The 13,794-nt window shown below is 39.6% G+C and carries 12 protein-coding genes; 1 reads left to right on the forward strand and 11 read right to left on the reverse strand.

Annotated features, from left to right (window positions below):
- Positions 1–20 precede the first annotated feature (20 nt).
- The 11 genes from coaE to FAY30_RS18285 all read right to left on the reverse strand — a co-directional run bounded on the left by coaE (position 21) and on the right by FAY30_RS18285 (position 12,357).
- Positions 21–626, reverse strand: a complete 606-nt coding sequence (gene coaE / locus FAY30_RS18235; RefSeq protein ID WP_149871216.1) for a dephospho-CoA kinase — start codon at positions 624–626, stop codon at positions 21–23.
- 21 nt (positions 627–647) lie between these two features.
- Positions 648–1,283: a sporulation membrane protein YtaF gene (gene ytaF / locus FAY30_RS18240; RefSeq protein WP_149871217.1), complete on the reverse strand. Its 636-nt coding sequence runs from the start codon at positions 1,281–1,283 to the stop codon at positions 648–650.
- A gap of 83 nt (positions 1,284–1,366) precedes the next feature.
- The gene (gene mutM / locus FAY30_RS18245; RefSeq protein WP_149871218.1) at positions 1,367–2,212 is read right to left on the reverse strand and encodes a DNA-formamidopyrimidine glycosylase; all 846 of its coding nucleotides are present in this window, start codon (positions 2,210–2,212) and stop codon (positions 1,367–1,369) included.
- Positions 2,213–2,236: 24 nt separating this feature from the next.
- Positions 2,237–4,873 (reverse strand): DNA polymerase I, encoded by a 2,637-nt coding sequence (gene polA, locus FAY30_RS18250; protein WP_149871219.1) that lies wholly within the window; start codon positions 4,871–4,873, stop codon positions 2,237–2,239.
- A gap of 20 nt (positions 4,874–4,893) precedes the next feature.
- Positions 4,894–6,660 (reverse strand): two-component system histidine kinase PnpS, encoded by a 1,767-nt coding sequence (gene pnpS, locus FAY30_RS18255; protein WP_149871220.1) that lies wholly within the window; start codon positions 6,658–6,660, stop codon positions 4,894–4,896.
- Complete coding sequence (locus FAY30_RS18260; protein WP_149871221.1) at positions 6,657–7,373, reverse strand: response regulator transcription factor; 717 nt, start codon at positions 7,371–7,373, stop codon at positions 6,657–6,659. The genes pnpS and FAY30_RS18260 overlap by 4 nt, the downstream gene beginning before the upstream one ends.
- Before the next feature lie 142 nt (positions 7,374–7,515).
- On the reverse strand, positions 7,516–7,992 hold the full coding sequence (locus tag FAY30_RS18265) for a MaoC family dehydratase (RefSeq protein ID WP_149871222.1): 477 nt from the start codon (positions 7,990–7,992) through the stop codon (positions 7,516–7,518).
- A gap of 88 nt (positions 7,993–8,080) precedes the next feature.
- Complete coding sequence (gene mdh, locus FAY30_RS18270; protein ID WP_149871223.1) at positions 8,081–9,019, reverse strand: malate dehydrogenase; 939 nt, start codon at positions 9,017–9,019, stop codon at positions 8,081–8,083.
- Between the two features lie 65 nt (positions 9,020–9,084).
- Positions 9,085–10,353 (reverse strand): NADP-dependent isocitrate dehydrogenase, encoded by a 1,269-nt coding sequence (icd, locus tag FAY30_RS18275; RefSeq protein WP_149871224.1) that lies wholly within the window; start codon positions 10,351–10,353, stop codon positions 9,085–9,087.
- Positions 10,354–10,484: 131 nt separating this feature from the next.
- Positions 10,485–11,603, reverse strand: a complete 1,119-nt coding sequence (gene citZ / locus FAY30_RS18280; protein WP_149871225.1) for a citrate synthase — start codon at positions 11,601–11,603, stop codon at positions 10,485–10,487.
- 292 nt (positions 11,604–11,895) lie between these two features.
- Complete coding sequence (locus FAY30_RS18285) at positions 11,896–12,357, reverse strand: DUF441 domain-containing protein (protein WP_149872765.1); 462 nt, start codon at positions 12,355–12,357, stop codon at positions 11,896–11,898.
- Between the two features lie 203 nt (positions 12,358–12,560).
- On the opposite strand from FAY30_RS18285, the gene ytvI reads away from it, so the two are divergent.
- Positions 12,561–13,676 (forward strand): sporulation integral membrane protein YtvI, encoded by a 1,116-nt coding sequence (gene ytvI, locus FAY30_RS18290; protein ID WP_149871226.1) that lies wholly within the window; start codon positions 12,561–12,563, stop codon positions 13,674–13,676.
- Positions 13,677–13,794 lie beyond the last annotated feature (118 nt).

Genomic DNA, 13,794 nt, shown 5'->3' on the forward strand with positions numbered 1-13,794 from the left:
GGGGCTCCTTCTCTTTACCATTATTCGATATTAATTTTCCAATTTATCAGTACTTCCATGAGCTGTTTTTTTGTTTCGGTAATAGACCCATTGTTATAAATCACCGCATCTGCGAGTGCTACTTTTTCAGACAGCGGCATTTGCGAACGGATTCTCGCTTCAGCTTCATCCAGCGTAAAATGATTTCTTGCCATTAATCTATGCAATTGTATTTCATTGTCCACATATACAAGAATGGTTTTATCCGCCAGATATGTTAGTTTACTTTCAAATAACAAAGGGATATCTAAAACTACTACTTTTTCATGGTTTTTTTTTGCCTTTTCAACTTGTTCCATCATTCTTTTTCTAACTTCCGGGTGGGTCATTTCATTTAAAAGCTGTCTCTTCTCTGCATGATGGAAAATAATTGAACCGAGTATAGGGCGATCAATTTCGCCATCTTCCTTTAAAATTTCACGTCCAAATGCAGCGATGATTTTGTAGTATGCAGGTTCCCCTTTTTCCACCGCCAGGCGTGCTTCAACATCGGCATCGATTACTGTTATATCCATTTCTTTAAACATGTTTGATACGGTACTTTTTCCACTGGCAATACCGCCTGTTAACCCGATAACTAGTGTCATGCTCGTTTCCTTTCTAGACCACTATAGCTTCCATATTCCAATAATAATTAAAAGAATCCCTGGTAAAAACGAAAACCTTTGGATCCAATCAAATTTACGAAAGAAGGTTCCACTTTTAATCCCTAAAAGCACAAATAATGAGCTCATAATCGCAACAGTAAAGGCTAAATAAAACGGGGAGAACCCAAGCATAGCCGCTCCAATTCCCGCACCAAATGAATCTAAGGACAAGGCAAAGCCAAGCATAAACGCTTCAATCCCCGTAATCGTTCCAGATTTGTCAAAATCAGCGGACATCGGCTTTTTCAGAATATTAATGGCTAAGCCTAGGGAGCGGATTTCAAAATTGATGATGGTTTTTTCATGTTTTAAAACTTCTTTTTCTTTTTCCGGACGAAAAAATTGGTACAATACCCAGGCACCAAGGGCAATTAGAATGATTCCCCCTAGGCTTGATGTAATGCCCGGTGACAGCACCTTTTCAAGACCATGTCCGATTGACACAGCAATCATTAATGAGACGGCCGAGCATGTTGCTATTATGAGTATTGACTTAAACGGCATTACCATTTGCCGCAGCCCATAGGTAAACCCGACGCTAAAGCTGTCAAGACTGAGAGCAAAAGCTAATATGAGAAGTGAGAACAACTGAACCATTAGTCTTTGACTCCTTCCTTCCAATCACTACGATAGTATATGGAAGGAGCCCATCCAAGGTGTTAATCCTGGTTCATCAATATTTACTTGGATGGGGTCTGTTCAAGCTGCTGGCAATTCGGGCAAAAATGTGTCCCTCTGCCCCCTACCGTCATTTTCTCCAAAGGCCTGCCGCATTTTTTACATGGTTCGCCTTTCCGGCCGTAGGCGTACAATTCAAGCTGAAACATTCCGATTTCTCCTTGCGAATTAACATAGGAGCGGATTGTACTCCCACCCTTTTTGACTGCTTCACTTAATGTAGCCACAATTTCTTGGTGAAGGACGGTAATTTCCTTTTCATTTAGCGTACTGGCCAAACGTTCCGGATGGATTCCTGCTCGAAAAAGTGCCTCATCCACATAGATGTTGCCAAGCCCGACAAAGAGTTTTTGATCAAGTAAGGCTGATTTTACTTTCCTATTCGTCTTTTTGAGCACTCCTGCCAAATACTGCTCAGTAAATTCCGATGAAAAGGGTTCAGGCCCGAGATCAAATAAAGGCGGTTTTTGAAATTCATCACCCTTCTTGTATAGATGCATCGTCCCAAACTTTCGAACGTCCCGGTATCTTAATTCCGTATCATCAGTAAAGTGGAAAATAACATGCGTATGTTTATCATACGGCACGTTATTAGGGTAAAGTCCATACTTCCCTTCCATTCTTAAATGGGAGACTAAAGCAAATTCCTCTGTATATATGATTAAAAATTTCCCTCTCCTGCCTACATCAACAATCGTTTCCCCTTTTAAGGCATCAATGAATTGTTCAACCTCAACGGGACTTTTAATAATTTTAGGCCAGAAGACAGATATATTTTGAATTGTTTTCTTAACAACTAATTTCTTTAATGTTTTTCGTACCGTTTCTACCTCAGGAAGCTCCGGCATGTTCAGTGTCCCCCTTGCTGTGTTTTATTTCGCATCAAACCAAGTTGGACCATAAGAATAGTCTACTTTTAATGGCACCTTCAGTTCGAGCGCATTCTCCATTACGCTAGGGACTAACTTTTTTAAGATCTCCACTTCCTCTTCAGGTGCTTCAAAAATCAATTCATCATGGACCTGAAGTAACAGCCGTGTCTTTAGCCCTCGATCCTTTAAGGCTTCATCCATATCAATCATTGCTTTTTTAATGATATCAGCGGCACTCCCTTGAATGGGCGTGTTCATCGCAGTTCTTTCTGCAAAACTTCTGATGTTAAAATTACGGCTAGTAATTTCAGGGATGTATCTTCTCCTATGAAGCAATGTCGATACATATCCTTTTTGCCTTGCTTCGTGAACAATGTCATCCATATATTCCTTTACCCCTGGGTAGCTGTTTAGATATCGCTCAATGAAATGGCCGGCCTCTTTTCTGGTGATGCCTAATGATTGTGAAAGTCCGTAATCACTTATGCCGTAAACGATTCCAAAGTTTACTGCCTTGGCATGGCGTCTCATGTTGGAGGTTACTTCATCTTTATCAACGTGGAAAACCTCCATCGCGGTTTTTGTATGAATATCCATGTTATCCTTAAAGGCCTGAATCAGTTTTTCATCTCCCGCAATGTCCGCAAGCACGCGCAGTTCAATTTGCGAATAGTCCGCAGCAAAAATCACCCAGCCCTCCTCCGAGGGTACAAATGCCTGGCGAATCTTCCTCCCTTCTTCAAGGCGGATCGGAATATTTTGCAGGTTTGGATCAATTGAACTTAGTCTGCCCGTCGCCGTTAAGGTTTGTTGGTACCTTGTATGAACTTTTTCTGATTTAGGATCAATAACTTTTAACAGTCCCTCAATATACGTGGACTGAAGTTTTCCAAGCTGGCGGTAAAGAAGAATATACTCAATGATTTCGTGATCATCGGCTAATTTTTCCAACACATCCGCAGATGTCGAATGACCTGTTTTCGTTTTCTTAAACGAATGAAGGCCCAACTTTTCAAATAAGATAACCCCTAATTGTTTGGGGGAGTTAATATTAAACTTTTCCCCGGCTAATTCACAAATTCTCTCTTCAATTTCAATCAGGCGCTCATTTAGTTCTTTTCCCATCATCTGCAGGCGCTGCTGCTCCACTTTAATCCCGCATGACTCCATATCAGCTAAAATGAGAGATAGTGGCATTTCAAGCTCGGTAAATAATTCATATTGTTCGTTTGTTCTTAACTCATCTTCTAGTTTTTCCTTTAAGTCAGACATGGCCAGGCTTTTTCGGACGAGATGTTCGGCAAGCTTTGAATCTTCTGGAACCTTCCGCTTCGCCCCTTTGCCATAAAACGATTCATCCGATTGGATGTTGTGGATATCGTATCTTTTCGCTATTGCGGCGAGATCTTCAATATTCTCGGATGGATTGATAAGGTAGGAAGCCATTAAAATATCAAAGGCGGATCCTTTTAAATGGATATCCTGCCTTCTTAAAGACACCTCTGATCGCTTCGCATCATAGACGATCTTTTTCTTTCCTTCATCCTCTGCCCATTTTTTAAATGCTGCTGATTTCAATGCTTGCTCTGTCGGTAAATAAAAGTGTCCTTTTTCATTTACGAGCGAAAAGCCAATGATCTCAGCAAAATGATAATTATCCTCGAGCATCTCAACGTAAAAATAATTAGTATCGGCAAATATTTCATCCGTTATTTCTGACGGAGTGACATATTCCACGTCTTCAAGCTCTTGCTCTTCGGTTACTGAAGAATCCTCGCCAAGCCTATCCAATAATGAATGAAAACCTAATTCCTTAAATAGGGCCACTAGTTTTTCTCTTTCGAATCCCTCATAGGAAATCGTATCCAAATTAACTTCTACTGGTGCCTGCCGCTCAATCGTAGCAAGTTCTTTGCTCATCAAAGCCTGATCTTTAAACTCTTCCAGTTTTTCCTTTAATTTATTGCCGCTGACTTGATCAATTGAATCTAACAATTTTTCTAGGGTTTTAAACTCTTTTAACAGCTTAATTGCCGTCTTTTCTCCAACACCCGGAACCCCGGGAATATTATCGGAGGTATCTCCCATTAAGCCCTTCATATCAATTATTTGCAACGGTGAAAGGCCATATTTTTCAGCCACGTGATCCGGTGTATACTCTTCAATATCCGTAATCCCTTTCCGGGTAATCCCAACAGTAGTTGCGTCGGAAGTGAGCTGGGTTAAATCTTTATCGCCGGAAATCACTTTTACTTCATAACCTTCTTTTTCGGCTGTTAAGGAAAGGGTACCAATAATATCATCGGCCTCGTAGTTTTCAAGCTCATACCTTGAAATTCCGTAGGCATCAAGTAATTCGCGAATAAACGGGAATTGCTCGGATAATTCCGGCGGGGTTTTTTGTCTGCCGCCTTTGTATTCGGTAAAGGTTTTATGACGAAAGGTTGTTTTTCCGGCATCGAAGGCGACGAGCAAATGTGTTGGCTTTTCATCCTCCAAAATTTTCATCAGCATCATCGTAAAACCATATACTGCATTTGTATGGATTCCTTTATCGTTATTAAGCAACGGTAATGCAAAAAATGCTCGATAGGCGATACTATTCCCGTCAATCAGTACAAGCTTTTTCTTTTCCATTCATTTTCACCATCCAAACATCAATTCTTTTGAAACTCGATAATAAATTCACTGCCTTCGCCCACTTTACTTTTAACGCTTATGTGCCCATGATGGGCTTCAATTAAATGTTTCACGATCGCTAAACCTAAACCTGTCCCGCCCGAATTACGGCTTCTCGCACGGTCAACCCGGTAGAATCGTTCGAAAATCCGCGGAATTTCTTCTTCATTTATTCCAACTCCAGAGTCTTTTACATGGATTCGGACATTTTCTTTACAGTCCAGGAGGATAATTTTCACATCCCCTTCTGCTGGAGTATAGGTAATGGCATTGCCGATTAGGTTAATAAATACTTGTTTTAAGCGATCGGGATCACCTTTTACCAGCAATTCATTCAGCTTACAATAAAATTCAAGATGAATGTTTTTCGCCTCTGCCTTTCCGGTAAGAAGGGTGATCACTTCTTCTAGGAGCTCTCGCAAGTCGACGTCCTGAATATTTAATTGGAATCCTTGCTGCTCAATTTTGGAAAGCTCCAGCAAATCTTGAATTAGTGTTTGGAGCCGGTCGCTCTCTTTTAAAATAATCGAAAGAAATGCTTCCAATGTCTCTTTGTTATTCATCGCTCCATCCATAAGGGTCTCAGTAAACCCTTTGATAGATGTAACAGGCGTTTTTAGTTCGTGTGACACATTGGCAACAAAGTCTTTGCGCATTTGCTCTAATTTTTTCAACTCTGTTATATCTTGGAATACGAGCAATACCCCTTTCCAGACATTGTTTGTTCCAATAATCGGCACCCCGTAAACGACAAAATATCTCCGTTCAATCCAAAACGGGATTAGTAATTGTTTACTTACCTTTTGTTCTGTCCGAAATACTTCTGCAATCAACTGACAGATTTCCTCATTTTCAATGACTTCATAATAAAGTTTAAATAAGTGATCTTTTGAATTGTCATGAAAAATCTCACTATAGGCTTTATTGATGAGATTAATATAGCCGCGGCTATCGATTAAAACTAACCCCACTCCCATATTCTCAATCAAAACACTTAGGCGATCCTGCTGCATCTCATGTGCCTTTGTTAGCTCTTGAAGGTTTTCTGCCAGCATATTGATGGATGTACCAAGCATCCCTGTTTCATCGAGCCGATCAACAGATGTTCGGGCACGATAGTTCCCGTTAGCTAATTCAATTGCAACATTTGTTGCCGATTCAATTGGTTTTGTATACCTCGTTGTAATATTAATTCCAAGATAGATGATCGAAATGAAGGCAATTCCAAGACTCAGGGAAAGAATCCACCAAATTTGCCCATATGCTTGATAAACCTCATTTGTTTTTGTGCTCAGGAATATGTATCCTTCTTTCTGGCCGTCCTTTTTAATCGGCTTCCAATAATAATGAAGGTCAAAGTCGGCGCCTTCTTCTAACCGATCCTCTTTCTTCGGTTTTTTCTTTATGACATCTTGAATGATTTCGTTGAGAGCGATCGTATCGTTTTTACTACTGCCGTGATCCCCGCCGCTATCGTATAAAATCTTTCCTTCAGGATTTGTTATGGTTGCCCGAACATCTAACATCTCACTGAACTTTAATACGTCCTTTTTATTAAAAGAGGAAACTCCGCCAGTTTCCTCAATATATGTAATGAGAAGATTCCGTTCTATTTTCAGCCGTTCATTGAACGATTGCAAGTAATAACTTTTAAACAACTGGCCAAGTAATATGCCTAATCCGACTAATACAATAATAATCAAGGTGATTAGGGCAATTAATAGCCTTGTTCGGAATTTTGTCATTCTCCTTTAGGCTCCTCCAGTTTGTAGCCAAGGCCACGAATGGTTTTAATGTAGACGGGCTTTTTTGTTTCCTCTTCAATTTTTTCTCGAAGATGTGAAATATGGACATCCACAATTCTAGTATCGCCAGCAAAATCATAATTCCAAACAGAGCTAAGCAATTGATCACGTGTTAATACTCTGCCCTTATTTTGTGCAAGGTAATGGAGCAATTCAAACTCTTTTAGTGTTAACTCCAGAAGATTTTCCCTAAAATAAGCTTCATATTTTTCAGGATAAATGGTTAATTTTCCAATTACGATTTGTTCTTCTGCTTGCTCATTTTCTTCAACCGTTTCCGTTTGAACCTGTGTTCTTCTTAAAATTGCCTTAACTCGGGCAATGACTTCTCTCGGACTGAATGGTTTAACCATGTAATCATCCGCGCCAAGCTCAAGGCCCAATATTTTATCAAGCTCATCGTCTTTTGCAGTTAACATTAAAATAGGAATCATAATATTTTTTTGGCGAAGCTGTTTACATACTTCCATACCATCTATATTTGGCAGCATAAGATCCAAAACGATAATATCAGGTGACTCAGTTTCTGCCAACTGTTTTCCCACTTTTCCATCCATTGCAGTAATCACTTCAAATCCTGCCTGCTCCAAATTATATTGCAGTAAGGTAACAATTGACTGTTCATCATCAACAACAAGTACTTTATTTTTCATACAATCCCCCACTTTGCCCAAGTTATCTTCATTATATATATAAGGAATGGGGTTAATCTAGTTTTTAGGGTTGGCAGTTTTTTTATGAAAACAAAATAGTCATTTTCTGCAACAAAAAAAGGAATGTCTGCACATTCCTTTTTTAAAAATTCTCTAACACCCTCCCATGTATCTCTTCCAACCGGTGCGGCGGGCAAACTTTGATTTTACCGTTAATGACTGTTTCATTTTTTTCATTCGTCCCTACAACACTCATGACCACATTATGCTCACTGCGCTCCACTTCCGTGATCTCAAACAAAAATTCGACGGTGCTGTAATGATAGACTGGTTTCGGAAACTCAATTTCTTGGCTTATGATATGACTTCCTGGCCCTGGTAAATATTTTGAGATGGCTGAGGTAATCATTCCGGTTAGCATGATACTTGGGACAATTGGTTTTTCAAATGGAGTTTGCGATGCATAGTCATGTTGAATGTAAAGGGGATTCGCATCATCGGTCAGTCCTAAATATAAAAGGATATCCTTGTCTTCGATTTTTTCCGTTAACAATAACTTTTCGCCAACCGTGATTTCTTCAATTCTTCGACCTAACTTTCTTTTTTTTCCTAAAAGCATTAAATCCCACCCCTATTGTAAGCGATTTCACCAAAATGATTAAAGAAATTCGGGGACTCTTTTAGGACCCCGAATTTTCTCATAACTATTATGCTAATACTTGCATTACATTTCGGACAGATTCAACTGATTTGTCTAATGCTGCCTTTTCGTCTGCAGTAAGATCTAATTCGATTACTTTTTCAATACCATTTGCGCCAAGGATTGTTGGAACCCCAAGGTAAATGCCTTCATAGCCAAATTCCCCTTCAAGGTAGGCAATGGACGGTAAAACGCGACGTTGATCCTTAAGGATTGCTTCACACATCTCAACTAAAGAAGCTGCCGGTGCATAATAAGCACTTCCGTTACCTAGAAGATTTACAATCTCGCCGCCGCCTTTTCTAGTACGTTCCACAATTGCCTCTAAACGGTCTTTAGAAATTAATGTTTCTAATGGAATACCACCGGCATATGAGTAACGTACAAGAGGAACCATGTCGTCTCCATGTCCGCCAAGAACGAAACCAGTCACATCCTTAACAGATAGGTTTAATTCTTGAGCAACAAATGTACGGAAACGGGCAGTATCAAGCACACCTGATTGACCAATTACACGGTTTTTAGGGAAACCTGATTCTTTAAAAACAGTATAAGTCATGGCATCAACAGGGTTAGTTAACACAACGATGGTACAGTTAGGAGAATATTTCACAATCTCTTGCGTCACACTTTTCATTACCTTTTGATTTGTTTGCACTAAATCGTCACGGCTCATGCCGGGTTTACGTGCAATACCTGCAGTAATGACAACGATATCAGATTCGCGGGTATCTTCGTAATTAGAAGTACCAGTAATATTTGCATCAAAGCCTTGGACAGGACTTGCTTCTAGCATATCTAATGCTTTACCCTTTGTAGGGTTTTCCATTGGAGCGATATCAACTAAAACAACATCGCCAAGTTCCTTTTGAGCAAGTAAAAATGCAGTAGTAGCTCCAGTAAAACCGCCGCCGATTACAGAAATCTTTTTACGTTTTAATGACATTGCAAGCTCTCCCCTTTTATGTAAATGAAATTGCTTGGGCCGTCCACAAACAGCCCAAGTCCTGCTTATTCCATATTTTTGATTAGCTCATCAGCAAATTCTGAAGTTTTCACTTCTGTTGCACCTTCCATTAAACGCGCAAAATCATACGTCACAACTTTGGAAGCAATTGTTTTTTCTACTGATTTAATAACCATTGTAGCTGCTTCATTCCAGCCTAAGTGCTCAAGCATTAACACACCTGATAAAATAACAGATGAAGGATTTACTTTATCAAGGCCTGCATATTTAGGTGCCGTACCATGTGTTGCTTCAAAAATGGCATGCCCAGTTTCATAGTTGATATTAGCTCCCGGAGCAATTCCAATTCCGCCAACTTGTGCTGCAAGTGCATCTGAAATGAAGTCGCCGTTTAAGTTCATAGTAGCTACAACATCAAACTCACGAGGGCGAGTAAGGATTTGTTGTAAGAAAATATCGGCAATAGCATCCTTTACAACGATTTTGCCGGCAGCTTCTGCATCTGCTTGTGCCTTGTTAGCAGCGTCCGATCCTTGCTCAGCCTTAATGCGATCATATTGAGCCCATGTAAAGACTTTATCGCCAAATTCCTTTTCTGCTAACTCATAACCCCAGTTTTTAAACGCGCCTTCAGTAAATTTCATGATATTTCCTTTATGCACGAGTGTAACGGATTTACGGCCTTCTTTAATTGCATAGTTAATAGCTGCGCGTACTAGACGAGATGTACCTTCTTCAGAAACAGGCTTAATACCGATACCTGACGTTTCAGGGAATCTGATTTTATTAACACCCATTTCGTTTTGCAGAAAGTCGATGACCTTTTTAACTGCTTCAGTGCCTTTTTCATACTCGATCCCAGCATAGATATCTTCAGTATTTTCACGGAAGATGACCATGTCAGTGTCTTGCGGACGCTTTACTGGCGAAGGAACACCTTCAAACCATCTTACAGGACGCAAGCAGACAAATAAATCCAATTCTTGACGAAGTGCAACATTCAATGAACGAATTCCGCCGCCGACTGGAGTAGTTAAAGGTCCTTTAATGGCAATCAAATATTCATTAATTACATCAAGTGTTTCTGATGGGAGCCATTCACCCGTTTGGTTAAATGCCTTTTCACCAGCTAAAACTTCTTTCCATACTAATTTACGTTCACCTTTATAAGCTTTTTCAACCGCTGCATTTAAAACTCTTTCAGATGCTGCCCAGATATCTGGTCCGATACCGTCCCCTTCAATAAATGGGATAATGGGATTGTTTGGTACATTTAAAACTCCATTTGTTACCGTGATTTTTTCGCCTAGCATAGTTGATTCTCCCTCCTGATATGTAAAAACCCTTTGTCATTGCCAATGACTGAATCAAAGGTTAGCGGGCAGAACCCCTAACCTTTTTCATACAATCTAATTGAACCAATTTTTCGAAAGAAAGTAAAATATTATCCTCTTTGCTCGATAGGAACATATTTTTGCATTCCAGGTCCAGTGTATTCTGCACGAGGACGGATTAAACGATTGTTTTCATATTGCTCTAAAATATGTGCCAGCCATCCGGATACACGGCTTACTGCAAAGATTGGTGTCATTAAGTCGTGGTCAATTCCCAAGCTATGATAAACAGAAGCAGAATAGAAATCAACGTTTGGCGGTAAATTCTTTTCACCTGTAACGATGTCTTGGATCTTAACAGACATATCGAACCAGTGTGGCTCACCAGTTAATTCTGTTAACTTTTTGGACATTTCTTTAAGGTGTTTTGCACGAGGGTCGCCTTTACGGTATACCCTGTGGCCAAAGCCCATGATCTTTTCTTTGTTTTCCAGCTTACCGCGAACATATGGCTCAACATTTTCAAGTGTGCCGATTTCAGTCAGCATTTTCATCACTGCCTCATTGGCACCACCGTGCAAGGGTCCTTTTAATGCGCCAATGGCGGCTGTTACACCAGAATAGACATCAGATAATGTAGCTACACATACACGTGCAGTAAAAGTCGAAGCATTTAATTCATGATCTGCATGTAAGACGAGTGCCTTATTCATGGCTTCTACCGCAATTGCTTTAGGCTCTTCGCCGGTAAGCATATATAAGAAATTCGCTGCAAAGCTTAGATCCTGTCTTGGAGCAATCGGTTCGAGCCCTTTTCTAACACGAGCGAAGGTTGTTACAATCGCAGGCATTTTTGCTTGAAGGCGAACTGCTTTTCGATAATTGGCTTCCTCATCCATAAGATCTGCTTCATCATCATATAATCCTAATAAAGAAACTGCTGAACGCAGTGCCGCCATTGGATGTACTGTTTGAATCGGGTACATTTTAAAGTGTTCAATCACTTCTTGCGGAAGTGCGTAATTTTCTGAAAGCTGTTGTTTTAATTCAGCTAACTGTTCAGCATTCGGTAATTTTCGATGCCATAATAAATAGATTACCTCTTCAAAGCTAGCATTTACAGCTAAATCATCAATGTCGTAGCCAACATATGTTAATGTGTCATCAATAATTGAGCTGATGGAGGAAGTTGTTGCCACTACCCCTTCAAGACCGCGTGTTACTGTCATACTAATCTCTCCTTTACATTCTAATTTCCCCATTACTCGTTTGCAAATCAAGAAAAAATTCCAATTTGCGCGAACTTCTTTTTACATGACTGAGCGATTGCTCGGGATTTCCGCAACACAATGTGTTTTCCTTTTCATTCATAATAAAAAAATTATTTTACAAGTAAATCAGCATTTATATATGGTTTATGTAAAAAAGGATACGCTTACAAGCCTATTATAAACAATTATCAAATTTTTGTGAACGAAAAGGAGTTGAAAAATACAAAAAAAATATTATTTTACAAAAAATCTAGCTAAATAACCCAAAAATTCTCATAGCGGCATAGGCTATACCTGCCCCAATCAGAGGGCCAACTGCCACACCCTTAAAGATGGATACAGAAAGAATGGTGCCGAGCACCAATGCCGTTGTGATCTGGGGGTCATCGGTCAATAGCTTTACCCCTCCCTTTGCCAGTAAAGCCACAAGCATCCCGGAGATGAGGGCAATCCAGGCAAATGGCGTTTTAAAAGCTCCTGATAAATCTTTAAACCCTATATCTCCACTGGCTATTGGAGCTAAAACAGCAATGGTTATAATCGTAACACCCCAATTTATTCCCTTTGTTTGTAAAAAAGTAAAAGATTTTGCATCCATTCCGCTAATCTTTATTAAAAGCAATACGGCAATAGCAATCATTAACGAACTATTTTTGGCGATAAAGCCAATCACTAATAAAAGTAATAGGAATAAAAGCGACTCACTTAGCATATATTTCACCAACCCTTACACAAATTATCGTACCATAACATTTCCTGATGACAAGAAATAACGTTTTCATTTTCTTTTTTGAAACCTTTTTCGCTAAGCGTTCGTAATTTGTAAAGAATATAAATCTATTTGGAAAAATATGCACTTTCATCTCGAAAATGTTAAACTGATACTATTAACCTAAAATAAAAGGAGGCTTGTTTTTGAACCCCAAGTACATAAACCGAACTATACGCTTCGTACTCGTCGTTGGTGCAGTTGTTTTAGCACTCTACTCGTTTTATTTTCTCTCAACCGTAACATATCCATTCTTAATTGGTCTCGTTATTGCATTTATGATAAACCCGCTTGTTAATTTTCTCGAAAAGAGGGCAAAAATGCCGCGAATTCTCGCTGTGTTCACTGGATTGGTGGTAATTTTTGCTTTATTCGCAGGGTTAATTACTCTTTTAGTCGCGGAGATTGTCTCAGGGGCTGCCTACTTGGCAAGGGTGGTGCCGGAACACCTCGATACATTGATTAATTATATTGAGGATTATTTTACTGCTCAAATCATTCCATTATACAATCAATTAACAAGTGTATTTAATAAGCTGGATGCCGGGCAAAAGGATACCATCATTGGAAATATCCAAAATGTGGGGACACGAGTCGGAACAACGGTTGGAACCTTTATTAAAAATCTGTTTGGAAATATCCCGAATATCCTATCATGGTTCCCGAATGCAGCAACCGTCCTTATTTTCTCGTTATTGGCTTCTTTCTTTATAAGTAAGGATTGGTACCGATTATCGGCAATGGCAGGAAAACTATTACCTGAAAAGGCAAAAAGAAGCGGCAGGACTGTTTTTATCGACTTAAAAAAAGCATTATTTGGTTTTATTAAAGCTCAGGTAACGCTGATTTCGATTACGACTGTAATCATTTTAATTGGACTCCTGATACTGAGGGTCGATTATGCAATTACGATTGCGTTAGCAACGGGAATCGTTGATATCATACCATACCTTGGAACGGGAGCAGTGTTTGTCCCGTGGATCATTTATGCGGCCATTAGCGGGGATACAGCTCTTGCTATCGGCCTGGGCGTTCTATATATCATTGTCCTTGTTCAACGGCAAATTATGGAGCCGAAGATTCTTTCCTCCAATATTGGTCTTGATCCTCTTGCGACACTTATTGCTTTGTTTGTCGGCTTTAAATTAATCGGATTTTTAGGGTTAATTGTCGGACCTGTTACACTAGTTATTATCAGCACCCTTTATCGTGCAAATGTCTTCCATGATGTTTGGGCATTTATTAAAGGGAAAGAAGCATGAAACAAAAAAGTCAGCCCCTTAATAAACTGTACCCGATAGAGTAGACACTTAAAAAAGGTCTGTTCTATCGGGTACTTTTATGTATAATGAATAAAAAATGTGAGAATCGGAGAATAAA

Source organism: Bacillus sp. S3 (genome assembly GCF_005154805.1).
Taxonomy (GTDB): domain Bacteria; phylum Bacillota; class Bacilli; order Bacillales; family Cytobacillaceae; genus Neobacillus.